The 23,363-nt window shown below is 27.7% G+C and carries 25 protein-coding genes and 1 pseudogene; 18 read left to right on the forward strand and 8 right to left on the reverse strand.

Going from position 1 to position 23,363, the window contains the following annotated elements; translation table 11 throughout:
• The first annotated feature begins 310 nt into the window (after positions 1-310).
• Both JOC62_RS01690 and JOC62_RS01695 read left to right on the forward strand, forming a co-directional pair.
• Positions 311-778 (forward strand): DUF2975 domain-containing protein, encoded by a 468-nt coding sequence (locus JOC62_RS01690; protein WP_204593421.1) that lies wholly within the window; start codon positions 311-313, stop codon positions 776-778.
• A gap of 10 nt (positions 779-788) precedes the next feature.
• The gene (locus JOC62_RS01695) at positions 789-1,007 is read left to right on the forward strand and encodes a helix-turn-helix domain-containing protein (RefSeq protein WP_204593422.1); all 219 of its coding nucleotides are present in this window, start codon (positions 789-791) and stop codon (positions 1,005-1,007) included.
• A gap of 164 nt (positions 1,008-1,171) precedes the next feature.
• On the opposite strand, the gene JOC62_RS01700 is transcribed toward JOC62_RS01695, so the two are convergent.
• Positions 1,172-2,596 carry a DUF4317 domain-containing protein gene (locus tag JOC62_RS01700; protein WP_204593423.1) on the reverse strand — a complete coding sequence of 475 codons (1,425 nt, stop codon included), beginning with the start codon at positions 2,594-2,596 and terminating at the stop codon, positions 1,172-1,174.
• Positions 2,597-2,949: 353 nt separating this feature from the next.
• Between JOC62_RS01700 and JOC62_RS01705 the strand changes: the two genes are divergently transcribed.
• Positions 2,950-3,303 (forward strand): YjgN family protein, encoded by a 354-nt coding sequence (locus tag JOC62_RS01705; protein WP_204593424.1) that lies wholly within the window; start codon positions 2,950-2,952, stop codon positions 3,301-3,303.
• Between the two features lie 50 nt (positions 3,304-3,353).
• On the forward strand, positions 3,354-3,764 hold the full coding sequence (locus JOC62_RS01710; RefSeq protein ID WP_204593425.1) for a peptide deformylase: 411 nt from the start codon (positions 3,354-3,356) through the stop codon (positions 3,762-3,764).
• 265 nt (positions 3,765-4,029) lie between these two features.
• On the opposite strand, the gene JOC62_RS01715 is transcribed toward JOC62_RS01710, so the two are convergent.
• On the reverse strand, positions 4,030-4,209 hold the full coding sequence (locus tag JOC62_RS01715) for a replication/maintenance protein RepL (protein WP_204593426.1): 180 nt from the start codon (positions 4,207-4,209) through the stop codon (positions 4,030-4,032).
• A 254-nt stretch (positions 4,210-4,463) separates the two neighbouring features.
• On the opposite strand from JOC62_RS01715, the gene JOC62_RS01720 reads away from it, so the two are divergent.
• From JOC62_RS01720 to JOC62_RS01740, 5 genes and pseudogenes are all read left to right on the forward strand, one after another.
• Positions 4,464-5,288 (forward strand): VanW family protein, encoded by an 825-nt coding sequence (locus JOC62_RS01720; protein WP_204593427.1) that lies wholly within the window; start codon positions 4,464-4,466, stop codon positions 5,286-5,288.
• 343 nt (positions 5,289-5,631) lie between these two features.
• The gene (locus JOC62_RS01725; protein ID WP_204593428.1) at positions 5,632-6,618 is read left to right on the forward strand and encodes an ROK family transcriptional regulator; all 987 of its coding nucleotides are present in this window, start codon (positions 5,632-5,634) and stop codon (positions 6,616-6,618) included.
• A 14-nt stretch (positions 6,619-6,632) separates the two neighbouring features.
• Positions 6,633-7,256 (forward strand): HAD family hydrolase, encoded by a 624-nt coding sequence (locus JOC62_RS01730; RefSeq protein ID WP_204593429.1) that lies wholly within the window; start codon positions 6,633-6,635, stop codon positions 7,254-7,256.
• Between the two features lie 26 nt (positions 7,257-7,282).
• A pseudogene (locus JOC62_RS19460) lies at positions 7,283-7,351 on the forward strand (NUDIX hydrolase N-terminal domain-containing protein); the annotation flags it as partial.
• A 313-nt stretch (positions 7,352-7,664) separates the two neighbouring features.
• Complete coding sequence (locus JOC62_RS01740) at positions 7,665-8,030, forward strand: hypothetical protein (protein WP_204593430.1); 366 nt, start codon at positions 7,665-7,667, stop codon at positions 8,028-8,030.
• 52 nt (positions 8,031-8,082) lie between these two features.
• On the opposite strand, the gene JOC62_RS01745 is transcribed toward JOC62_RS01740, so the two are convergent.
• Complete coding sequence (locus JOC62_RS01745) at positions 8,083-8,304, reverse strand: MurR/RpiR family transcriptional regulator (RefSeq protein WP_243424982.1); 222 nt, start codon at positions 8,302-8,304, stop codon at positions 8,083-8,085.
• Positions 8,305-8,353: 49 nt separating this feature from the next.
• The gene (locus JOC62_RS01750) at positions 8,354-9,223 is read right to left on the reverse strand and encodes a Cof-type HAD-IIB family hydrolase (RefSeq protein ID WP_204593431.1); all 870 of its coding nucleotides are present in this window, start codon (positions 9,221-9,223) and stop codon (positions 8,354-8,356) included.
• A 182-nt stretch (positions 9,224-9,405) separates the two neighbouring features.
• Here JOC62_RS01750 and JOC62_RS01755 point away from each other — a divergent pair, with 182 nt between their 5' ends.
• A complete protein-coding gene (locus tag JOC62_RS01755) occupies positions 9,406-9,612 on the forward strand; it encodes a hypothetical protein (protein WP_204593432.1) in 207 nt (68 codons plus the stop codon).
• Positions 9,613-9,851: 239 nt separating this feature from the next.
• Complete coding sequence (locus JOC62_RS01760; RefSeq protein WP_204593433.1) at positions 9,852-10,346, forward strand: NAD(+) diphosphatase; 495 nt, start codon at positions 9,852-9,854, stop codon at positions 10,344-10,346.
• Between the two features lie 331 nt (positions 10,347-10,677).
• Here JOC62_RS01760 and JOC62_RS01765 read toward each other — a convergent pair whose 3' ends face one another.
• From JOC62_RS01765 to JOC62_RS01780, 4 genes are all read right to left on the reverse strand, one after another.
• Complete coding sequence (locus tag JOC62_RS01765) at positions 10,678-10,989, reverse strand: DMT family transporter (protein WP_204593434.1); 312 nt, start codon at positions 10,987-10,989, stop codon at positions 10,678-10,680.
• A gap of 2 nt (positions 10,990-10,991) precedes the next feature.
• A complete protein-coding gene (locus tag JOC62_RS01770; protein WP_204593435.1) occupies positions 10,992-11,324 on the reverse strand; it encodes a DMT family transporter in 333 nt (110 codons plus the stop codon).
• Between the two features lie 136 nt (positions 11,325-11,460).
• On the reverse strand, positions 11,461-12,120 hold the full coding sequence (locus JOC62_RS01775; protein ID WP_204593436.1) for a FusB/FusC family EF-G-binding protein: 660 nt from the start codon (positions 12,118-12,120) through the stop codon (positions 11,461-11,463).
• 293 nt (positions 12,121-12,413) lie between these two features.
• Complete coding sequence (locus tag JOC62_RS01780) at positions 12,414-12,692, reverse strand: CD3324 family protein (protein ID WP_204593437.1); 279 nt, start codon at positions 12,690-12,692, stop codon at positions 12,414-12,416.
• A 436-nt stretch (positions 12,693-13,128) separates the two neighbouring features.
• Here JOC62_RS01780 and JOC62_RS01785 point away from each other — a divergent pair, with 436 nt between their 5' ends.
• From JOC62_RS01785 to JOC62_RS01815, 7 genes are all read left to right on the forward strand, one after another.
• A complete protein-coding gene (locus JOC62_RS01785; protein ID WP_204593438.1) occupies positions 13,129-15,366 on the forward strand; it encodes an ATP-binding cassette domain-containing protein in 2,238 nt (745 codons plus the stop codon).
• Positions 15,367-15,693: 327 nt separating this feature from the next.
• Positions 15,694-16,011, forward strand: a complete 318-nt coding sequence (locus JOC62_RS01790; protein ID WP_204593439.1) for a DUF1648 domain-containing protein — start codon at positions 15,694-15,696, stop codon at positions 16,009-16,011.
• Positions 16,012-16,191: 180 nt separating this feature from the next.
• Positions 16,192-17,907 (forward strand): hypothetical protein, encoded by a 1,716-nt coding sequence (locus tag JOC62_RS01795; RefSeq protein ID WP_204593440.1) that lies wholly within the window; start codon positions 16,192-16,194, stop codon positions 17,905-17,907.
• Positions 17,908-18,278: 371 nt separating this feature from the next.
• Positions 18,279-19,508 carry a flagellin lysine-N-methylase gene (gene fliB, locus JOC62_RS01800; protein WP_204593441.1) on the forward strand — a complete coding sequence of 410 codons (1,230 nt, stop codon included), beginning with the start codon at positions 18,279-18,281 and terminating at the stop codon, positions 19,506-19,508.
• 157 nt (positions 19,509-19,665) lie between these two features.
• Positions 19,666-20,004: an Imm45 family immunity protein gene (imm45, locus tag JOC62_RS01805; protein ID WP_204593442.1), complete on the forward strand. Its 339-nt coding sequence runs from the start codon at positions 19,666-19,668 to the stop codon at positions 20,002-20,004.
• A 21-nt stretch (positions 20,005-20,025) separates the two neighbouring features.
• Positions 20,026-21,078, forward strand: coding sequence for a hypothetical protein (locus tag JOC62_RS01810; RefSeq protein ID WP_204593443.1), 1,053 nt, complete (start codon positions 20,026-20,028; stop codon positions 21,076-21,078).
• Positions 21,079-21,570: 492 nt separating this feature from the next.
• Positions 21,571-23,355: an adenine deaminase gene (locus tag JOC62_RS01815; RefSeq protein WP_204593444.1), complete on the forward strand. Its 1,785-nt coding sequence runs from the start codon at positions 21,571-21,573 to the stop codon at positions 23,353-23,355.
• The last annotated feature ends 8 nt before the right edge of the window (positions 23,356-23,363 follow it).

Genomic DNA, 23,363 nt, shown 5'->3' on the forward strand with positions numbered 1-23,363 from the left:
TGATGAAGTGAATAAGTAAAACAAATAAAATTATACTATATGTTAAGTTTAGAATTAACCTTATAATTATGATAAGACAATTCTAAATAAGTAACGAAAAGTTGAAATATATCGTGAAATAGATATATATTTACTTATTAATAAAATATAAAATCTGGAGAGTGTTTCTGTGCAAATCAGGAATACTCTTTTTTATTAAGAAATATAGAATATGTCGATAAATAAATAATAAATTTTAATAACTATTTATTGCAAAACGATAAAAATAAGGTTATTCTATATATAGAAATTTAGAAGTGAGGTGCTTTTTATGAAACGAGAAACGCTCTTTTTAAAGGCAGTTATTTTTCTTATTGGAATTATAGCTCTTGGGTTATGTATATTTTTGTTGCCTAGAATAGCAAATAGAGCGGCAGAAATAAATAAAGATTTGTATCATTTTATAATAGTTGTATATGTATCAGCGATACCATTTTTCATTGCACTGTATCAGGCTTTAAGAATTTTAAGCTATATTGATAAAAATGAAGCTTTCTCATATTTATCTGTAAAAGCTTTAAAGAATATAAAATACTGTGCTATGACAATCAGCATCTTGTATGTATTAGGACTACCATTATTATATATCATAGCTGATAAAGAGGATGCTCCTGGTATTATAGTAATAGGAATGGTTATTGTTTTTGCAGCTTTTGTGATTGGGGTATTTGCTGCTGTTCTTCAAAAGCTATTAAAAAATGTCATAGATATAAAATCAGAAAATGATTTAACGGTCTGAGGTGAATAATATGGCGATTATAATTAATCTTGATGTTATGCTTGCTAAAAGGAAAATGAGTGTAACAGAACTTTCAGAGAGGGTTGGAATAACAATGGCGAATATTTCTATATTGAAAAATGGAAAGGCAAAAGCAATTAGGTTTTCAACTTTAGATGCAATTTGCAAAGAATTGAAATGCCAACCTGGAGATATTTTAGAATACAGAAATGATATATTAGAAGAATAAATAGAAGTGATATTAATCTAATATATAATAACCATTTCATAATATTAAAATAATAGGAACAAAAAGCTCAGCTAATTTGCTGAGCTTTTTGTTTGTTAGCATTTTTCAGTGGATTGCATTTAAAAATCAAAACTATATTTAAATACAGCCTCAATTAATATAACTTAAATCAAGTCATCTAAGCCATTAACTTTAGCTTGTTCATCATCATTGATAGGAATAACTATACATTTTTGTCCATCAATTACTTGAGATTTTATTTCAGGTATTTTTTCAGGTTTAACTTGAAGTATAACATCATAATCAGAATCAATATTACTATCTTCTACGTTTGTATCAGGAGCTTCTTCATTATTTTCTAAGATTTCTTCTGAATCTGCATTAGAAGTTTCTTCATTATTTTTTGAATCTTTTTCTAAATTATCCTCTAGATTAGTTTCTGAAACTTCTTCTGAAACTACAGTATCATCAATTTCTGCAGATGGGGTAGCTTCATTATCTACAGCAACCTCTTGTTTAACTTGTTCAAGTCTAGTTTGAAGCACTTCTACTTGCTTTTTTAGGTGTTCTTCCTTTTTTCTTTGCTCGTTTGCTTTAAGTATCTTTGAATCAATTAAATTTTCTGCTAGAGGAATATCATCACCAAAGCTTTCTACATAGGATTTTTCAATCTTAGTAGTAATTTCTTCTGGAACTCCACTTTCTATTAAAAGATTTTGGATATCTTTATTTTTTAAACTTATAGGTTCTGAGTCTGTATCATCATACATTTCATTATATTCTTCTACCATAGCATTTAGATTATCTTGTATGTCCATAAAAACTTTATCAGCCTTCTTTTCATCAGCACCAAAAGAGTCTTTAATAATTGATTGGAATGTTTCTTTTTGTATAGTAGCAGTCTGTTTTGAGTAGCAACCTAAAGCACTTTCCATTAATTCAGGATGTGTATCCTTTGCATTTTTTGTGTAATACATAATAGAGTTAACATCTGAACTACGATCAATAAATGCAGGGAATACAAAACCATTAATTGGTGGCTTAACTATCCAATCTCTAATACGTGCTTTTATACTATTTTCTTCTTCAAAATATCTAAGTCCAGGTTCTGAAAGTTCTACAGGGCATATTGCACATAAAACATATTCGTAAACTTCTTCAGACTCGTCTATTTTTTGATTATCTTTAGTTTTTGTAAGAACATCATAAGAGTCATTAAAAATAAGTATTAAGAAATTACCTGTATAATCATAACTATCTATGATAGACTTATAAAAATCATCAAGTAAAGTATCATCATTTAGTTGACTGTTTTTAAGTTGCATGAGTGAAATTTGTTTTTCGTTTATAAGATCTTCGTTAAGTGGAAAGTTAAGCTCTAAAATGTTGTTGCCTATAGTTCCAGATAAGACTTTTTTAGCAATTTCTAAATATTTAAAGTATTCATCCTCATCTAAATTTAGAAATGTTTCTCTAAATTTTAAAATAGTATTTTTTTCTCCATTAACATAGCAACCACACATTTTGCTGAATGTGCAGTAATCTTTTTTGAAACGCTTTTTTAACTCAAGTATATCTTTTTTTCTCATATATAAACTCCTCAATTTGATATTTCATATTCGACGGTATATTGCTTGTACTTAATATTGCATTTATATATAAATGCAATATTTACTTTCATTATTTAAGTATAGTATTTTTTTTCTCTTAATTAAAGATTTTATTAGAAGAAGTTAATTTTATATTTTAAAAATAAATCATATAAAACTTTAATATTAATAAGTTAAATCTGTAAAGCTTATGAATATGAATTTAAATATTTATTAAAAATAAAGTTAAAAAAATAAAGCAAATAAAAATACTGTTAAAATGTTAAATGTAAAAGAAAATTTATTAAATAATTAGTAAAAAAGAGTATATAAAGGTTATTGAGGTGATAGACGTGAAGATATGTTCATCTATAATAGAAAACAAAATAAAGTATGATTCATATTTTGATAAACAGGTTAAAGATTATATTATATTAAAAATAAAATTTGTTTTAATATGTGTTTTAACTTTAGGTATAGGATATCCATGGGCATTATGCATGGAATATAAAGTGAAAAGTCATCATACAGTTATTTGTGGAAGAAGGTTAAAGTTTATAGGTAAACCTAGTGAGTTAATATTTCATTGGTTATTTTGGTGGTTATTAAGTATAATAACATTTGGATTATTTCTTATAGTAACTCATGTAAGAATGGATCAATGGATAACAGCAAATACAATATTTGAAGATGTAGAAATAAAATAAAGATTTATATGACTAAAATTACTTAGTCATATAGAAAGGTTGGAATAAATATGATAAGACCAGTTGTAAAGGATGTATTATTTTTAGGACAGAAATCAGAACCAGCAATTAAAAGTGATATATCAGTTATTGATGATTTAGTAGATACATTAAGAGCAAATCTAGACCGTTGTGTTGGAATGGCTGCTAATATGATCGGAGTAAAAAAACGTATATTAGTATTTAGCGTAGGAAATATTATAGTTCCTATGGTGAATCCAGTTATATTAAAGAAAGATAAAAGTTATGAGACAGAAGAAAGCTGCTTATCTTTAACAGGTTTTAGAAAAACAATGAGATATGAAACAATAGAGGTAGAATATCTTGATAGAAACTTTAAAAAGCACAAAGAAAAATTTACTGGGTTTACTGCACAGGTTATTCAGCATGAAATAGATCATTTTGAAGGTATAATAATTTAAGTAGTAAAATTTATTAAGATTGCGCAGATATTAATCTGCGTATTTTTTCAGCTTTTATTTAATCAATCAACTCATTTAAAAATGTTATCTTTTCAAATAGTAAAGTGTAATCGTAATAGTCAATTCTTAGCTATTATGGCTATTTGGACAAGCTCATCTTTTTTTCTTGTTAAAAATTCTATTCTATTAATCATTTTTAAACATACATTATTCTTCTATTTCTTTAAATCATGTCAATAGGGGAGTTTCATTAGCCGCATCATCCTTATGAATTAATCATAATAAAATTTGTTTTTACAATAATATTATTTCCTTTCAATAACTTTATTGCCTTAGTAACTATATCTAATGATACGTTATATTTTTTAACTAAATCTCTATCAGTTATTAAAAGAGTATTGGTTGATTTATTCATATTTTTAAATATGTAACTTATAACTGTCATTTTTTATTATCTACACCATCAAGAAGCTGAGTAATCATACCCAAATAAATAATCATAAAATTAGAACGAGAAACAGACTTCGTTAAAGTTATAGTTTGTAGAGTTTTTATATAAGATATTAAAATGAATGAATAACAACTCGTAGTATCCTATTATTGAAATAAAATCCATAATATTGTAAAATGTAAAGGCGGTGAATTGAAATATATTATTTATAATAGTTTTATAGATAATAGTTGGATGGGGAGATTAGAATGCAAAAGAAGTTATTAAGTCAAAGGGGACCAATATTTTATTTTTTAGCTGTTTGGTATAGGCGTATACTTAGATACAAACAGTGGTATTTTAGTTCTATAAATTTTGCAAAGGAAAGGGATTTTACTAAACTACCATATAGAGTTAAAAAGCACCAGTCAGTTTTAATCAGAAAATTAGGGGATAGCGATAGACAGTTACAGCTTAATAAGGTTGAAAACTTAAAGATAGCTATAAAAAAGATAGATGGAATTATCATAAGACCAGGAGAGGTTTTTTCCTTCTGTAAATTAGTTGGACTTCCAACAAAAAAGAAAGGATATCTTAAAGGGATGGAGCTTTGTTTTGGTGAAGCAAGGCCAGGAATTGGAGGAGGATTGTGCCAAATTGCAAATCTTTTAAATTGGCTTACAATACATAGTCCTCTTACTGTAATAGAGAGACACCATCATGGTTTTGATCCATTCCCTGATAATGGCAGAGTACTTCCTTTTGGGAGTGGTGCTACTATATTTTATAATTATGGAGACTTTCAGATTAAAAATAATACAAGCCATACCTTTCAGATAAACCTTTGGATGAGTGAAAAATGTTTAGAAGGGGAACTTAGGGTAAGTGAAGAGCTTGACTTTGGGTATCATGTGTTTGAGAAGAACCACAAATTTTCAAAAATTAAAGATGATTATTATAGACAAAATGAAATTTGGAGAAATAAGATAGCTAAGTTTGAAGGTGGAAGGATTCTAGATACTGAACTTGTTACTAAAAATTGTGCTTTAGTAAAGTATGTTCCTGAAGAATTCAAAGACGAAGAGTGTTCATAAAGTGGACACTCTTCTATTTTAAAAATAATAAAAATCTATGTTATAACTATTATAAATATAAGAGATAGTTGTTAAGGAGATAATTATTATTGGATATAATAATAATAGATAAAGCAAAAAATAATTAATAGATTAAATTTAACTTTATTGGGTAGCTTTAAAATTAAAGTGTTATATATAGAAGATAATTTAAATATATATTATTACTTAGAAAAGTAGAACTCTTACCTTTATTAAAAAAAGGTAAGAGTTTTTTATTGACAATTAAAGTAAAAACTGCTTTAATTAAATTATTAAAATACTTTTTAAAACTATTTTAAAAAGTTTGGAGGATTTAAGATATATGGCAAATTCAGTGACTATAAAAAGTTTAAATATTAAAAATATCTATGAAGTGCTAAAAGAGAATGAAGCTATGAGTAAAACAGATATAGCTAAGTATACAGGATTAAGCTTTCCAACTGTTAGTACAATCATAGAGTATTTAATCGAAAAAGAAGAAGTAATTGAGGTAGGTCTAAAAAGCTCATTGGGTGGAAGATGTGCAAAAAAATATGGTCTTAATCCAATGTATGCAGTTTCTTTATTATTATATTTAGAAGGTAATAAAATAAATTGGATATTAAATGATTTCTGCAGAAGAAAAATAGATTCTGGGGCTGTAGTATTAAAAAATAGTATAGTTGAAGAAATCGATAGCATAGTATCTTTAACAAAATCTAAGTATTGTCAGTTAGCAAGTATAGTAATTGGTATTGCAAGTAATGTTGCTAATGGAAAAGTAGAATCATATTTAGAATATAAAGAGTTAGAAGAGGTAGATATTATTAAATATTTTACAGAGAAATATAATATACCTATAGAAGTAGAAAATGATATGAATGTTGCAATTAATGGATACTGGGAAAAACATGATAATAAAGATGATGAAGTAATTGTCAACATATATATGGGTGACAATGGAGTAGGTGCAGGAATGATTTTTAACGGCAATGTCTGGAAAGGTGCAGCTAGCTTTGCTGGAGAGATACATTATCTTCCTATAGATGATAATAATCTAAGTTATTGTAAAAATGGGTTTCATGGAATTAATATTGTTGAGTATTATGGAAAAATAATTCAATCATATATAGCCTTAGTAAACCCTAATTTAATAGTCATATACAATAATTCATTTATATCAGATAAATTAGAAGAGATAATAGATTATTGCAAGCTTAGGATTCCACAAGAAGTAATGCCAGAGCTTATTTTATCTGATGAATTTATTTGTGACTATGAGTATGGATTGGGCAAAATTGCCACTGATTTAATTGAGAGTAAAAATTAAAAGGGGGAGATTATATGAGATATTCACATGTAGTATTTGATATTGATGGGACTTTAATAGATTCAGAGAGTGCTGTTTTAAAATCATTGCAAAGAGTTGTATTAGAAGAGAAAGGCATAAGAAAAAAATTAGATGAATTAAGATTTTCATTAGGTATTCCAGGAAAAAATACTTTAGAAAAGCTAGATATTGAAGATTTAAAAGGAGTAGAGGAAAAGTGGAATAACTATTTAAGTGACTATGCTGATGAAATAGTTCTCTTTGTTCAAGTAAGAGAGATAGTACAAGCTTTAAAGTCAAATGGAATAAAACTAGGAATTATAACATCTAAGACAAAAAAGGAATATGAAGATGACTTTTTAAAATTTGGATTACATCCATACTTTGATGTAGTAGTTTGTGCTGATGATACTAAGAAGCATAAACCAAATGGAGATCCTATGGAAAAATATTTAGAAATAGCTAATGCTAAAAGAAGCAATGTAATTTACATTGGTGATTCAATTTATGATATGCAATGTGCTAAAAATGCAGGTGTTGATTCTGCACTAGCATTATGGGGAGCAAATGATTCAGAATGCATAGAGGCAACTTATAAGCTAAAAGAGCCTAAAGAAATTTTAGATGTTTTAATTTAAAAAACAAATTAAATAAGGATTGGCTAGACTGGACTATAGAGTTACAGTATTTAGCACAGGTTGGTCTAACATATTCAAAGGATTCATTTGAATAAAGTCTATCTTTTAATAATTTAACTTATAGTTAAGTGGTTTAAATTAATGATTATTCTTTTTCAAAAATTGTAAATATTAATACAGAAGGGGAAAAAAATTAGTATTATATAGATTCAAATGAATCACAGCGTAAGGCACTAACTGAGTTAATAAACCTTATATTCATTGGAATATAATATATTTGTAAAGATGATGTAAGAAAAGAAGAGTGAACTAAAGATATTAAGTCTTAATTTATGAAAATTTTATAATGTATAATATAGTATAGTTAATTAATGTAATAAAACAAATAGTTTCAGAAGGGGAAGGCGTATGGAAAAGTATACAAGAGAGGAATTGAAGGACGCACTAAAAGTTGTATCGTCTACTATTAGTAGATGTGAAAAAATGTATCCTAAATTTGAAGAGGGTACATCACAACACACATTACTCAAGAATAGATTAAAAGCCCTATACATTTCAAGGTCATTAATAACAAATGAGGGTATTGTGGGGAAATATACAAAGGAAGAATTAACAAAAGCACTTACACCTGTATCTTCAATTATTAGTAAATGTGAAAAAGCACAATCAAAATTTGAAGAGGGTACATCTAATTACAGTCGTTTCAATAAAATAATAAGAGCCATGTATATTTCAAAATCAGTAATAACAGAGGAAATTAATAAAAGAAGTTAATTTTCAATCTAATTTTAATCTTTCTTATATTTTAGGTTAATTTTTAAAAGTATTATATAACCATTATGAAGTAAGTAATTTGTATTTTTAATTCTGATAGTCCTGATAAATCTAATTTCTTGCAAAATCTATAAATAGTTGAAGTTGAAATTAAGTAAGACTTGCTAATTTCAAGAGCACTCATTCTTACAAAGGATTCAGGATTATCCTGCATATAGCCGACTAATGTTTTCTCATTTTCAGTTAAGTTGGTTAATTTACTAAAAATGTTCATGAAGATCACCTCATGAACATTAGACAATATTTTGTTAAATTTTACTGTTTTAAGCGAAAGAATACTTTGAAATATCTATATCCTTTAAGTACTTATTTAGTGTATGAGCAATACCATCTTCTTCATTAGATAAAGTTACTTCATCAGCTATAGCTTTTAAATCATCTACCGCATTATCCATAGCTACTCCAATGCCAGCATATTTAATCATTGAGGCATCATTATGTCCATCTCCAAAAGCAATCATTTCTTCTTTTTTATATCCCATAGGAATTAGTACAGTATCTAATGCTTTAGCCTTATCAATTCCTTTAGCAGTAAATTCAAAGTAGAAAGCTGCTGTAAACATGCAACTTAAAGTATCTTTAAATGGTTCCATCATTTCTTTGTAATTTGCCTGTAGATATTCAGGATCTCCAGCAGTTAAAATTTTATTTAATGGATAGTCAGCAAAGGCTGCTAAATCATCCTTTTCACATAACTTGAATTTACCACCACGAGATTCATATTGGATTATGTTTAAAGTCTCGCCTTTATAATGTATCTGATTGTTGAAAACATCATTAACATACATATAGTTACCTTTATCAATCATAGGTTTAACATCAAATTTCTTCATATGCTCAAGCACTGCTTGTCCGTCTTCAATACTCATTGTTTCATTAAATAAAACTTCATTAGTCTGACAATCAACGACCTTAGAACCATTAAAGGAAACTAAAAGACCATGATTTTCATCCATTTTTAATTCTCTAGACAAATCTATTAAGCCAGATGTAGGTCTTCCTGATGCTAGAATTAGGAGAGCTCCTGCTTCTTGTGCTTTAATTAAAGCGTCCTTAGTTTTTTTGGTAATTACTTTTTTACTATTAGTTAATGTACCATCCACATCCATAATAATTACTTTTATATTACTCATATATCTTCCCCCATAGTTTTTTATTTGATTATACTAATACTAACTTTATAAATAAATAGGCTAATTAAAGAATTAATAATATATATCAAAAATAATAAAGTTAGGAAATAATAAATGAAACAAGTTTATTATTTTTTAGATTTTATTGAAGCATACTAATGTTATAAAGGAGAGTGATAAAGATGAAAGTAAAAATAGTATGCGAAAGAGACTATGAAACAAAAGAAGTAAACCTACCTATGAATGAAGAAGCCTTATTAAAGATTCAAGGGAGTGTACTTGATAGAGACACGGAAGGATATATAACAGGAGCACAAGTAAAATATTATGATGAACAAGGAAATGAGATAGAAAATATATTTCTTTTAAATAGGGATCTTCAAAAATAGCACAGATATATATAAATAAAGATGGAAAAACCTCACTTAAAATAGTTACGGAGAAGCGTATCATAAATAAATGAGGTTTTTGTTATTTAGTTTATAATAGAATGAGACTATAATATTAGAGGAAAAGAAAAATGATTTACGGAAGGATTTATAATGTATTCAATTTTAAGATATGTAAATCTAAGAATCTTATAAATAGGATAATTATAAAATTATATAGATATAAAGGGAGTAATAATATGAGTTATTGTTTTCAGTGTGGAAATAAATTAATAAATAAACAATGTAATAGTGAGGGAGAAGTTCCATATTGTAATGAATGTAAAATGTTTCGTTTTCCTGGTTTTAGTTCAGCTATAAGTGCGATTATTTTAAATCCTGATAAAAATAAAGTGTTGCTTATACAGCAGTATGGAAGAGTAGATAATATACTTGTAGCAGGATATATCAATAAAGGTGAGGATGCAGAACAAACTTTAGTAAGAGAAGTAAAAGAAGAGACAGGTCTTAATATTAAAGATTATCAATATATGAAGAGCAAATATTATGAAAAAACTAATACACTAATGTGTAACTTTATTTGTACAGTAGATAGTGATGATTTAAGTCAAATTAATGATGAGATTGATAAAGCACAATGGTTTACATTTAAAGATGCAATAAAGCATATTAAAAGTGAAAGTTTAGCAGAAGAATTTTTAATACATGCTTTTAAAAAAATGAATTATATATAAAATATTAATATTGTTATTTAGTATGTAGGAGAAAGCAAATGACAATATCAAGAAAAGTTAACTGGAATATAAATATGCAGTATTTTTAGAGAGAACAAAGTATATGTCTTAATAATGATACTAATTAATTGACTAACCTTAAAGAAGTGTTTGATAATATTTATTAAACACTAAAAGTAAATAAGATATCTTTATAGATAGATGGCACTAATTATCTAAGTTTATTAGATAATTAGTGCCACTTTATGTAAATTATGTTTTCGCAGCAATAATATATAGGAATATATCTCCTACGCATTATATTGTTAGTTTTTTTGATTTAATGTTTATTTTAGAATATTTTTAATCCAATTACTGAAATTATAATCAAGATTAAATAAAAGATTTGTTTTTTAGATAAATTCTCATTAAATAAGAAAGCACCTAATAAAAGTGATCCCACTGAACCTATAGCAACCCAAATACTATAAGCAGTTCCAGCTTCAGTTGTTCTCATAGCAAGTGATAAAAGAGTTAAGCTACTAGCTGCAACTAAAATAACAATTAAGGACCATAGTTTATGAGTAAATCCAGCTGACTTTTTTATGCAATAAACTAGAAGAACCTCACATAATCCAGAACAAATTAAAAATAGCCAATCCATTGTTACACCTCTTCTTTTGAATTTATTTTTAAACCAATAATTCCTATTAGTAATAAGCAGCTAAAAATAATTTTTTGCAAGCTAACGCTCTCACCTAAAATTAAAATTCCAAAAACAATTGTACCAATGGCTCCAATTCCAGTAAAAACTGTATAAGCTATTCCAGAAGGTAATAAGGTCATTCCTTTAGAAAAAAGATAGAAGCTTATTACAACTAAAATAATAGTTATTGCAGTATATCCTAAGTTTGTGAAACCATTAGATTTTTTTAAACAAAGAGCCCAAAAAACTTCTAAAAATCCACCTATAATAACATAAGTCCAAGCTTTATTCATATTATTCCTCCGATTCTAATATAGTATAAGGACAAAAAAGACCGGATAAGATAAATATCTTATCCGGTCTTTCTCTAACCCTCCGATAAACAATGCCATTTTAGCATGTGAAAAAATAGATGTCAATTCTTTCGATTTACTTTATATTATTAACATCTTTTAAGATGCTCTCAAGTTTTTCTACAGACGTAATTCTATCATTACACTTCTCGCTATCTAAACATATATGAAATCCTATTGATCTATAATAATCTTTTCCAGCATTAGCTTTCTTACATACAGGTGAAACAAATGCAACCTCGTTATCAGGGCCTATATGATTACAAAGTGTACATACGTTAGTATTATTAGAATTAGAATTTAAAATTCTACATGCCATACCTACGAGCTTTCCATCCATATTATAAGCTATAAGTAATTTTCTTATAGAGTGATCAATCCAACCTAAATATACATTCTTTGAATCCTGAACCGTTAAATCTGGTAATTTTAATTTTTTTTCTTTTTTAAATAATTTACTGATTTGTGCATTTGTGATATTTGGCATTCCATATACATATTCATTCAGGTTACTTAAATAAGGATTGATATGCAATGGATCAGTTATTTTACTAATATCGAGTAAACCTCGTTCTTCTTCAGATAAATTTGTAAAAATACTTAATATTTTATCTTGTATATATCCTTTAGTTGCTTCAATAGTATTAGTATCTATACAATTTCTAAAAGCATTATTTAAATCATATAAGCATTTTTTTATATAATTATATTCGTGTTTTTTTATGAAAGTTTTCATAAAATATAGCACCTCTTTTCTAACATACGATATTTTTATTGTTCATGTAATTAAACAATATATTAAATACAGTTTCATTTCATTAACAGATCAATAACAAAAAAAGATGATTATTATTACTTCAACTGAAAGTAACAATAACCATCTAAATTTAAAATATATTAAACATTCATAATCAAGTTACCTATGAATATTGTATTAAATTAGAAATGATAACTTTCATTGAATTGATACAATGAAAGAATAACACGAGTTTAAATAAACATTCAATCTAATAAATAATTCTGTAACGATTATGAGCATAGACGTTTCTCTTGACTTATTATTCTTCTAATACTCTTTTCAGACAAGTAGTATTCTTGAGCTAGTTCACGAATAGTATGACCGTTAAGATATTTTTTATAAATTTCATTATTTCTTATCTTAAGGATACTTTTTATACCGCTCTTTTCTCCCCAGGATTTATGGTTTCCATTTTTTCTAGGTACATAAAGATAATCTCCGTCTACATATTCCTGTATTATTTTAAGAATTTCTTCTGGTAACACATCTTGCGCTTTTAAATACTTCATTTCCTTACTCCTTTACTTTTACGATAGTATTAAAGCAAAGAATACTAAAAAGCTATATGCCCAGAACCTAAAACATGTACGTATTTCAGCTAACTTAATAGATTAGGCTCCAAACAAGGCATAGCTGACTTTGTTGTAGTCTTTGCAAGGAGCAGCCTGATTTAGAGCTGAATGTATTACAAACCTTCATAAAAAACACCTCCAATACGTTAAGCACATTATATCATAATTAAAATAACAGTAGGTTTATGATTTGATTTCTGATATAATTTTCAATACCTAAATAGATAAAAGCCTAAAATTTTAGATCCTTATAGCTAAAATTAGCATTAAATCTAAAGCATAAAGGTTATAAATTTTCTATGTGGTTATAATTACACACAAAAGAAGAAGGAATAATTAAGTATAGATTTATAGGATAAATGGAGGGCAGAACATGAATGAAGAATATATAATCTTAAAAGGGTGTAGAGAAAATAATTTAAAGGATATTTCATTAAAAATACCAAAAAGAAAAATAACAATATTTACAGGGGTATCTGGCTCAGGTAAATCATCTATAGTCTTTGAGACAGTAGCAAAAGAAGCACAGCGCCAATTAAATGAGACATTTAGTGCTTTCATAAGAAACTTTCTACCAAAGTATGGTGATGTAAAGGCTGATTGCATTGAAAATTTATCAACACCAATAATAATTGATCAAAAGAGAATTGGAGGAAATTCCAGATCAACTTTAGGAACAATTACTGATATTAATTCATTTCTTAGAGCTTTATATTCAAGATTTGGAAGTATTAACATAGGTAAAGCTAACGTATTTTCATTTAATGATGTAAATGGTATGTGCCCAGAATGCGAAGGTATTGGTAAGAAATTAACGGTAGATATGGATATGATTCTTGATAAAAGTAAGTCTTTAAATGAGGGAGCCATTTTACTTTCAGGATTTGGAGTTGGTTCTTGGCATTGGAAACTCTTCACAGAATCAGGCTTTTTTGATAATGATAAAAAGATATGTGATTATTCAGAGGAAGAATTAGAGAAATTTTTATATGGAGAGCCAGAAAAAATAAAAGTACCTGATGTTGGTACTATGAATTTAACTTATGAAGGATTAATAGTTAAATTTAATAGATTATATCTAAAAAAAGAAGGGGAAATGTCAGAGGCTGCAAAGAAAAAGTTAAATAAACTTCTAAAGGAAGGAGAATGTCCTCTATGTAATGGAAGAAGGCTTAATCAAGAAGTATATAAATGTTTAATTCAAGGTTATAATATTGCAGACCTTACAAGTATGCAGATTGATGAGCTTGTAAATGTTATTTCTGAAATTGATGAACCAGAAGCTAAGCCACTAGTAAAAGGTATAATAGAAAAACTTAATAATATCATAGATATAGGACTTGGATATTTAACTTTAGATAGAGAAACATCATCACTTTCTGGTGGAGAATCACAACGTATTAAGATGGTAAAGCATTTAAATAGTAATCTTATAGATTTAATGTATATATTTGATGAGCCAAGTATAGGACTTCATCCAAGAGATGTCCATAAATTAAATAATCTTCTAAAAAGATTACGTGATAAAGGTAATACAGTAATAGTTGTTGAACATGATCCAGATGTAATTAAGATAGCAGACCATATAGTTGATGTTGGACCACGTGCTGGAAAAAAGGGTGGAACTATTGTATATGAAGGAAGCTATGAAAATTTATTAACATCAGGAACACTTACAGGGAATGCTTTAAATAACAGCATTTCAATAAAAGAGGATGTAAGAAGTCATAATGGATACTTAGAAGTTGTTAATTGTAATAAAAATAACTTAAAGAATATTTCAGTTACAATTCCAAAAGGTGTATTAACAGTGGTTACAGGGGTAGCAGGTTCTGGTAAGAGTACACTTATAAAGCATGAATTCTTAAAACAAAATAAACAAGCAGTACTAATAGATCAAAGTCCAATTGGGGCAAATTCAAGATCAAATCTAGCAACTTACAGTGGGATTATGGATAACATCAGAAAAGCTTTTGCAAAGGTTAATGAGGTTAATGCATCATTATTTAGCTATAATTCAGAAGGGGCTTGTGAGAACTGTAAAGGAACTGGTGTTATAGAGACAAACCTTGCTTTTATGGAGAATATCAAAACTCCTTGTGATGTTTGTGAAGGTAAAAGATTCAAGAAAGAGTCTTTAGAATATAAATTCCAAGAGAAAAATATAATAGATGTTCTTGATATGACAGTTTCTGAAGCAATAGAATTCTTTAAATTGAAGCCAATTAAAACTAAATTACAGTCAATAGAAGAGATGGGAATTGGATATTTAACACTGGGCCAAACTCTTGATACATTGTCAGGGGGAGAGTGTCAAAGGTTAAAGCTTGCAAGTGAGCTACATAAAGAAAGCTCTGTATATATTATGGATGAACCAACTACAGGGCTTCATATGGCAGACATTGAGAATTTCATAAATATAGTTCAAAACATTGTAGATAACGGAAATACTGTTATAATAATTGAACACAATATAGATGTTATTAAAAGTGCGGATTGGATTATTGACCTTGGACCAGATGGTGGTACAAATGGTGGAGAAATAATCTTTGAAGGAACACCAATGGAGTTACGTAAATGTAAAGAATCACTAACGGCTAAATACATTTAGAGATTTTAAAAAAAGGAGATACTACAATAGTAGTATCAAGATAAAGAGTTTTTACAGGAAGATATAAGTATTATAAATATAGATTTTTAGTTTGATATATTTGATATAAATGAATTTAATATGTATAGTTAATTTAAATATTATGGTAAAATAATAAGAAAGACCTCTCATATTTGTTACAAGGTGGGAGGTCTTTAAATTTATTATTTACTATGTTTAAAGGATATGGCTTATGGAATGCATAAAATATAAATACTATTGAAGTAAGTTATATGAACATATAATTAAGATAGACAGAATTTAAAAGGGGTAATGGGGGGAAGTTATATGAAAATAGAAGAAAGTAAAAAGAAGATAAAGGTTAATAAATTAGATGTAATAAATATTAGCTTAATGATTATTACATTAGGTCTAAACGTAATAATGTCAAATAGTTTGCCAAATGAAATAGCAGTTCAAGTTTCTAGTACAGGACAAGTATTAAATACTATGCCTAAATTTACATTTATTTTATTAATTCCAACTGTACTTTTAGCAATAAATATATACTCAATTATAATTAAAAAAGATATAAGCGCTAAGGCTACTATTGCTTCTGCTATTGTATTTTTAGGAAATATATTTCTACTTTTTATAAATAGTTAATTATAAGGAATATTATGATGTTTAATGAATTATTTAAACTTATATATAAAAATATCATTAATTAAGAAAATGCTATTATAAATAAAAATTTATAATTTTTAAGTTTAGAATATGAATAGTTTTACAGAAAGATATAAGTATTAAAAATAAGGATTAATAAAAAGGGGAAATGATGTGTAAATGAAAAAATACAAGAGAATTATAACAAAAAGAGTATTCCTATCAATGCTAACGTGCCCTATATTTATATTTGTATATGGAATTTCATTTTATGAATTACATACCTTAGCTAGGTTTGGAAGATTTAATAATAATATTATTATTTTAATTATATGCATGATATTCTTCTTAGCTTGGTTTGTATTTTTTATAATTAGAATTACAAAAAAGCCAGTAAGTGTACCACAACAGGTTATAGATAGATATGAATTTAATTATAGTGGAATAAGGATTTTTCAGGAAGGTGAGTTACAAGAAAGTAATTTACAAGTAGACTTTCAAGATATAAAGTCATTTAGAATAAATAGAAAATATGGATTTATAAAACTTAAAAATAAAGACATACTTGTGCTAAATATGATAAATAAAACACCTGAAGAAATAGATATGATAAAGAAAGCTCTAAATGATAATATAAGAAATAAAGCAATTTATAAAGTTATATGGACGTATGTAGCTATAATACTTATAGTATTTATAACATTATTTTATGGAGCAAAAATATATCGTAGTTCAATAAAATATAATGGTAAACTTTCATGGATTATAAAAGATTTAAAGGATAAAAAGACTGTAGAGTTTAATCATAATGATATATATAAAGATGGTATAGAGGGGATTTTTACTGATATAAATGAAAAATTTCATATGCCTGAGAAACTATATGTTTCTGATGAGTTTAGACTTTACTTTGATTCAGATGGAATAATAACATACATTGATACTTTTCTTTATGGAAAAAATGATAAAGGTGAATTAAAAAGTTATTTAATTTCCTATGATAGAAGTAGCTCAAATAAGATTACCGTATATCTAAATAGAAACGTATATGCAGATTATAATGAAGACAAGCTTTTAGAACCACTAATTGATACAATGAAAGTTATTCCACTTAAGCAAACAGTAAGCAAGTGGAATGAAAAGCAGTACGGTATCCTTTATCGTGGTAAAAGAAGTTGGGGTTATAACACAGATGGAATTGTTTATATTGATCCAGAAGGAAACGAAAAATCACCTGCTGTTGTTTCATCAGAGATAATAGAAAATACTGTTTCTGTATTTGTACCAGATAAAGAGACTAGATATACTCCTGTTAGATATAATTTAGTAGAGAATCTAAATGAAGTTAAAGAAGCAAAATCTTTAGAGTCAGAGGATGATAAAAATTTTGCTGTACCAATAAATAAAGAGACACAGGAATTTTATTTATCAGATAAAGTTGGTTATCGTTTAGTAGAAGCTGGTGCAGCGCTAGGTAGTAGATTCTATGCATTATATGGAACTCGTGATGGAGGAGCTACATGGAAGGTTATAAATGGAGATCCATTCTCAGGAAGTAGTGGTGGAGCGGCTGGGGTAACATTTTTAAATGATAAAATTGGATTCTTAGCTTTATCTCATAGTGGCGGAAGCTATGCTGATTTGTATCGTACAGATGATGGAGGTTTATCTTACAAAAAGGTAGAACTTCCAGAAGTTAAAGTGAAATTAAATGAGGAAAAAACTTATAATCCTTTTGATTTCCCTGAAATGCCTTATAAGGAAGATGGAACTCTTAAAGTTTTAGTAGGACAAGGCTCCGATGGAGATTATAATGGAGTAAGTAAAGCTTTGTATGAATCAAAGGATGAAGGAAAGGCATGGAAGTACGTAAAAGAAGTAGCTAGAGATTCATAGAAGGTAGCAAACTTGAAATATATAAAATTTATTAGATAAGTCAATGATGTTATGGTATCATTGGCTTATTTTATTTTGAGAATAGTTAATGCGGTTATTTGGATAATTAATCTGGTTATTGATGTGCTTAAATTTATTATGATTAGATCTTTTTAAATATATCAAAATAATAAGAAAATTAAATATAAATAAGGCTCTATTATGAAGTATTAATATAACTAGGAAATAGATAATTCTAGCAGAAAAAGCATCCGAAATTGAACTTGAAAGTTTTATAGAGCAATGAAAGCATGTCTGACAAATATAAAATACTATAGTAAAATAAATATAAAGAAATACAGGAAGTAATTTATTTGCAAAGGAAGTATACCATGGAAAAAAGTATAAAAAAAAGATATCCTAAATATCTTAAAGAGTTCAAATGCATAGGGGGAGAGTGTGAAGATAGTTGTTGTATTGGCTGGGATATAGATATTGATAAAACTACCTTCAGACAATATTACAAAGTTCAAGATAAAGAAATGAAGAAGATGTTCCAGAAAAATGTTCATAACAATGAATATTGTCAAAGTCCTGATGTAGACTATGGAAAAGTAAAATTAAAAGGTGATAAGAGATGTCCTTTTTTAGATGAAGATAATTATTGTGTTATCTATTCTAAACTTGGAGAGGAATACCTTTCAAATGTTTGTACATCTTTCCCTAGAATATTAAATAAAATAGATGGATATTATGAAATGTCCCTTGATGTATCTTGTCCAGAAGCTGCAAGAATACTTTTATCAAAAGAAGAAGGTATTGAATTTGAAGAGAGTGAAGAAACTTTAGGAAAACACATAATATCAAGCGAAATAGATACTAAAGCTAAGGAGTTTAAAGATTCTCCTATGAAATATTTAAAAGAGATTAGAGATTTAAGTATCAAAATAATAAAGAATAGAAAATTTGATTTAAATAAAAGACTTTACATATTAGGTGAATTTATAAATGAATTAGAAGAAGAGCTTAAATATAACTATAAAGATGTATCTAAGTTTATTAAAGAGTATGATATAGATTCAGTTAATGATCCTTATGATAAAGAAGAGTTTAGTTATCTACTTCAAGTTGATTTCTTCAAAAAGACAATGAAGTATTTAAATATACTTAATGAAGTGTACAGCCTTTATTTTAAAGAATGTACTAAGGAAGTTATGTCTGGATTTAATTTTGAAGAAGAGAATATAAATAAATATTCAGAGATATATATAAAAGCATTTGAAGATTACTCAGAAGAGTTTATAAATAAAAATAGCTATATATTTGAAAATTATCTAGTGAATTTTATGTATAATTATATGTTCCCATTCTCTGAGACACAATCAGTATTTGATGGATATATTATGCTTTTAATGAGATATTCGTTTATTAGATTTTATTTAGTTGGTAGGTATTTAAATAATAAAGAGGAGTCTAAGGAAGATGTAATTAAATTCATTCAAGTTTTCTCAAAGAGTATAGGGCATCATAGAAATTATTTAGTTAATTTATTGAAGTATATAAAAGAGAAGGAATTTAATAATATAGAATTTGTTAAAATACATTTGCCTGTATTAAAGTAATAGAAGTAAAAAAGAAATATTTAAAAAAACTATTTGTGATATTAGGAACCGTACCATAAATAGGTGCGGTTTTTACTAGAGTTGAGTTAGAATTATTTAATTTAGTTTTAATAATATAATAAGTTTTGGCAAATAAGAGTAAGGAGTGAGGAGTTGTATGAAGAAATTAATTGATTGCAAAGCAGAAACCTTATTTAGAGGAACTATTTTTCGGTGTATTGGAAAATATCCGTTTGAAAATATTGTGGATTTTATGTTGGTGGAATATCTTGATGATATGAGTAGTGGTTATGCAATTTACTGTATTTCCGGCTATCATGCAGGATGCGTAGAAGTTGTTCTGCCATTAAAAGCGGTTTCTAAATATAATCGTGGGATTTCTGTGAAGTGGCTTATAGAGAACTGGAATGAATGGGTATATCCGGATTGCCCAATAATAAATGTGGAAATTTTTGAGCCTACCGTTCACAATATGATTGATATAAGTAATAAATAATCTAAAAAGGGGGAGTTAAAGATGAGTACTCAAATATTTCAAAAATATCATTCTAAAGAAAATGTTGTAACTGCGAATTTAATATTCTTCTTAGAGAGAATAAAGCATATTTCTATAGATACATATTATAAATTTATTGAGGAATTATTTACTGATAATCTTGATGTTGGAGGTTTGAGAGAGACTACAAAATTACAAGAAGGAGAAAATAAAAAGAGGGGATCATCGATACCAGATGCTACAATTACTCAACCATCATATAAGATTGTAATTGAAACTAAATTGAATAATGCATTTTATAAAAAGCAATTACAAGGACATCTAAGTTCCTTTTCAAATGAGGACTATCAATTATTGCTGACAGTCGATCCAACATCTTTTCCGACTGAATTAAAAAATGATATAAAAAATGATATAGATGTATTTAATAAAGAAAGTTCAACGAATATAATACATATTCATATGACTTTTAAATCTATAATTGAATCTTTAGAAGATATAATACCACAATTCAATTTTGAATTAAAAAATCTTCTTTCTGATTATAAAAGGTATTGTATTGAAGAGGGTTTAATCGCTAATCTAGAATCATTAATGAGAGTACCGACTGTAGGAACTACATTTCAATTTAATCTAGAGAATAATATATATTACAAGGGATATATGGGGTACAGAGATGTGTCATATATAGGTTTGTACACAAATAAAAGCATTAGATGTATTGGTAAGATTTCAGCAATTATTGATGCTGAATTTGATAGAGGTGAGGAGCTAAAAGTTATTAGGTACTATTCACCCCCAAAAGGTGAACTAAAACATATGATTACAGATGATGAAAGAAAAAAGATAGAATATTCATTTGAGAATGCTAAAGAGTATGGTTGGGATTTAACAAAACCTCATACATATTATATTGTAGAAAAATTTGTTGAGTGTGATTTTCCTAAAGTATCAAAAGGAGGTCTACAAGGTTTTAGATATATTGATCTGCAAGAAATCAATGGAATAAGGGATGTAAAGAAATTATCAATAAATGATATAGTAGAGATACTAAATAAAAGTGAATGGAAGTAAAGTATTATATTAGATAAGTAGTAATGCCATGCTAGGCATGATGTGAAGAAACATATCATAAATGAATCAGATTATATTTATAGATAGAATAAAAAGATGAATGGGATATAGAATATAGCTTTGTACTAATTAGGTGCAAAGCTATATTTTTTCATATAAGCAAAAAATAATATTGTTTTACATAAAAAACTATGATAGAATACATACAAGATAAATACGAACAATTAAATAAAAATTAACTTTAATTATCGTAAAAATTAAATTTAATAATTAAAATCATAAAAAAGTGATGTAAAAATTATATATCATATTACTAAAACAATGTTTCACAAAGAAAATACGAATCATTTAATTGTATAGTATGTATTTTAAAATTAAAAAAATATTTATTTTATCCATTAAATTCGTCTAGATACAATCTGCAGGACGGGAAACCTGGTTCACTAGAAATAGTCGGGGTATCTAAAACTTTATTTATTGGAGGAATTAAAAATGAAACAAACAATGACTAATCTAAAACAACTTATCAAAGCAGGAAGAGGTATTATACCAGCGCACACAGTTATAGTTAACGGTAACTTAGTTAATGTTATGACTAGTGAAGTTTACAAAGCTGATGTTGCAATTTATGAAGATACTATTGTAGCAGTTGGTAATGTAACAGATTATATCGGAGAAGATACCAAAACTATCGATGCAAATGGAAAATATCTAGTACCAGGTCTTATTGATGGCCATATTCACAGCGAATGCAGTAAGCTTAGTATTACAAGTTATGCTAAGGCAGTAGTTCCAAGAGGAACAACAAGTATGATTTCAGGACTTGATGAGTATATTTCAGTTTCAGGTTTAGAAGGATTACAAGAAGTATTCGATGAAATTAAAGCCAGCCCACTAAAGGTATTCTGGGGTGCACCTTACAAGACGCCTTATACATTCCCACAATCAACAGTTGCTTTCAATTTTACTAAAGAAGTTCATGAAACAGTTCAAAAGTGGCCAGAGTGCTTTGGAGTATGGGAAACAGTTCGTGAATATGTAACTGAAGAAGATGAAAATACATTAGGAGCAATTGAAGTTGCAGCTAAAAATAGGCTACCTGTTTTTGGATGCGCACCTATGGCAAGAGGTAAGGAGCTAAATGGTTATCTTTGTGCTGGAATAAGATTAGACCACGAAAGTTATGATCATGAAGAAGTGGTAGAAAAGATGCGTAACGGAATGCATATGTTAATCAGAGAATCTTCAGTAACTCATTTCCTTAAGGAAAATATAAGAGCAGTAACAGAAGTAAATCCATATCTTGCAAGACGTGTGAGTTTCTGTACTGATGATGTAACTGCATCTGATGTTTTAGAGAAAGGTCATTTAGATAATGTTGTACGTTTAGCTATAAAAGAAGGAGTAGAGCCAATGACTGCTATTCAAATGGCTACTATTAATAGTGCTGAAGCGTACAGAATTGATCACTTAGTAGGATCAATTGCACCAGGAAGAATTGCTGATATTCTTTTTGTAGATAGCATAGAAACATTTAATGTAGAAACAGTTATAACAAATGGTAAGTTAGTTGCTGAAAATGGTAAATTAGCTTATGAACTTAAAGCTCCAAAGAGAAGTGCTGTTTTAACTGGTGAATTAAAATGTGATAAAACTACAAAAGAGGATTTTGAATATAAAGTAGGTATAGAAAATGGACAAGCAAAAGTTTTATCTATGGATGTTAAAGGGCCATTTGTTCGTAAGAGAAGAGATGTAGTTCTTGAGGTTAAAGATGGAATTGTTCAGCCAGATATAGAACAAGATGCATTAATGGTATCAGTTCTTGAGCGTTTTGGACGTAATGGAAATAAATCTTTAGCATTCTGTTCAGGATGGAAGCTTAATAAGGGAGCAATGGCTTCATCAGCAGCTCCAGATGATAATAATTTAATTGTTATGGGAGCAAATGCAGAAGATATGTCTGTTGCAGCAAATCATCTAATTGAAAATGGTGGAGGACAAGTAGTAGTTGCTGATGGTAAAGTTCTTGAATTTTTACCATTGCCAGTTGGAGGAATTGCAAGTGACTTAGAACCTGAGGTAATTGCTGAATGGGAAAAGCGTGTTAATAAGGCAGCTAATCAGTTAGGTTGTGATTTACCAGAACCATTAATGTATATGTTCTTCTTACCAATTACAGCTATTCCAGATTACGCAATTACAGATGTTGGACCAGTTGATTGTATTGCTTTAGATACATTTGATCCAATTATTGAGCTTATTGAAAATAAGTAGTAGAGGGG

Source organism: Clostridium sardiniense, assembly GCF_016907995.1.
Lineage (GTDB): Bacteria > Bacillota > Clostridia > Clostridiales > Clostridiaceae > Clostridium > Clostridium sardiniense.

Coding starts and splice junctions, on each gene's coding strand:
- JOC62_RS01690 (WP_204593421.1), top strand. CDS start 311: ATGAAACGAGAAACGCTCTTTTTAAAGGCAGTTATTTTTCTTATTGGA.
- JOC62_RS01695 (WP_204593422.1), top strand. CDS start 789: ATGGCGATTATAATTAATCTTGATGTTATGCTTGCTAAAAGGAAAATG.
- JOC62_RS01700 (WP_204593423.1), bottom strand. CDS start 2,596: ATGAGAAAAAAAGATATACTTGAGTTAAAAAAGCGTTTCAAAAAAGAT.
- JOC62_RS01710 (WP_204593425.1), top strand. CDS start 3,354: ATGATAAGACCAGTTGTAAAGGATGTATTATTTTTAGGACAGAAATCA.
- JOC62_RS01715 (WP_204593426.1), bottom strand. CDS start 4,209: ATGACAGTTATAAGTTACATATTTAAAAATATGAATAAATCAACCAAT.
- JOC62_RS01720 (WP_204593427.1), top strand. CDS start 4,464: ATGCAAAAGAAGTTATTAAGTCAAAGGGGACCAATATTTTATTTTTTA.
- JOC62_RS01725 (WP_204593428.1), top strand. CDS start 5,632: ATGGCAAATTCAGTGACTATAAAAAGTTTAAATATTAAAAATATCTAT.
- JOC62_RS01730 (WP_204593429.1), top strand. CDS start 6,633: ATGAGATATTCACATGTAGTATTTGATATTGATGGGACTTTAATAGAT.
- JOC62_RS01740 (WP_204593430.1), top strand. CDS start 7,665: ATGGAAAAGTATACAAGAGAGGAATTGAAGGACGCACTAAAAGTTGTA.
- JOC62_RS01745 (WP_243424982.1), bottom strand. CDS start 8,304: ATGAACATTTTTAGTAAATTAACCAACTTAACTGAAAATGAGAAAACA.
- JOC62_RS01750 (WP_204593431.1), bottom strand. CDS start 9,223: ATGAGTAATATAAAAGTAATTATTATGGATGTGGATGGTACATTAACT.
- JOC62_RS01755 (WP_204593432.1), top strand. CDS start 9,406: ATGAAAGTAAAAATAGTATGCGAAAGAGACTATGAAACAAAAGAAGTA.
- JOC62_RS01760 (WP_204593433.1), top strand. CDS start 9,852: ATGAGTTATTGTTTTCAGTGTGGAAATAAATTAATAAATAAACAATGT.
- JOC62_RS01765 (WP_204593434.1), bottom strand. CDS start 10,989: ATGGATTGGCTATTTTTAATTTGTTCTGGATTATGTGAGGTTCTTCTA.
- JOC62_RS01770 (WP_204593435.1), bottom strand. CDS start 11,324: ATGAATAAAGCTTGGACTTATGTTATTATAGGTGGATTTTTAGAAGTT.
- JOC62_RS01775 (WP_204593436.1), bottom strand. CDS start 12,120: ATGAAAACTTTCATAAAAAAACACGAATATAATTATATAAAAAAATGC.
- JOC62_RS01780 (WP_204593437.1), bottom strand. CDS start 12,692: ATGAAGTATTTAAAAGCGCAAGATGTGTTACCAGAAGAAATTCTTAAA.
- JOC62_RS01785 (WP_204593438.1), top strand. CDS start 13,129: ATGAATGAAGAATATATAATCTTAAAAGGGTGTAGAGAAAATAATTTA.
- JOC62_RS01790 (WP_204593439.1), top strand. CDS start 15,694: ATGAAAATAGAAGAAAGTAAAAAGAAGATAAAGGTTAATAAATTAGAT.
- JOC62_RS01795 (WP_204593440.1), top strand. CDS start 16,192: ATGAAAAAATACAAGAGAATTATAACAAAAAGAGTATTCCTATCAATG.
- fliB (WP_204593441.1), top strand. CDS start 18,279: ATGGAAAAAAGTATAAAAAAAAGATATCCTAAATATCTTAAAGAGTTC.
- imm45 (WP_204593442.1), top strand. CDS start 19,666: ATGAAGAAATTAATTGATTGCAAAGCAGAAACCTTATTTAGAGGAACT.
- JOC62_RS01810 (WP_204593443.1), top strand. CDS start 20,026: ATGAGTACTCAAATATTTCAAAAATATCATTCTAAAGAAAATGTTGTA.
- JOC62_RS01815 (WP_204593444.1), top strand. CDS start 21,571: ATGAAACAAACAATGACTAATCTAAAACAACTTATCAAAGCAGGAAGA.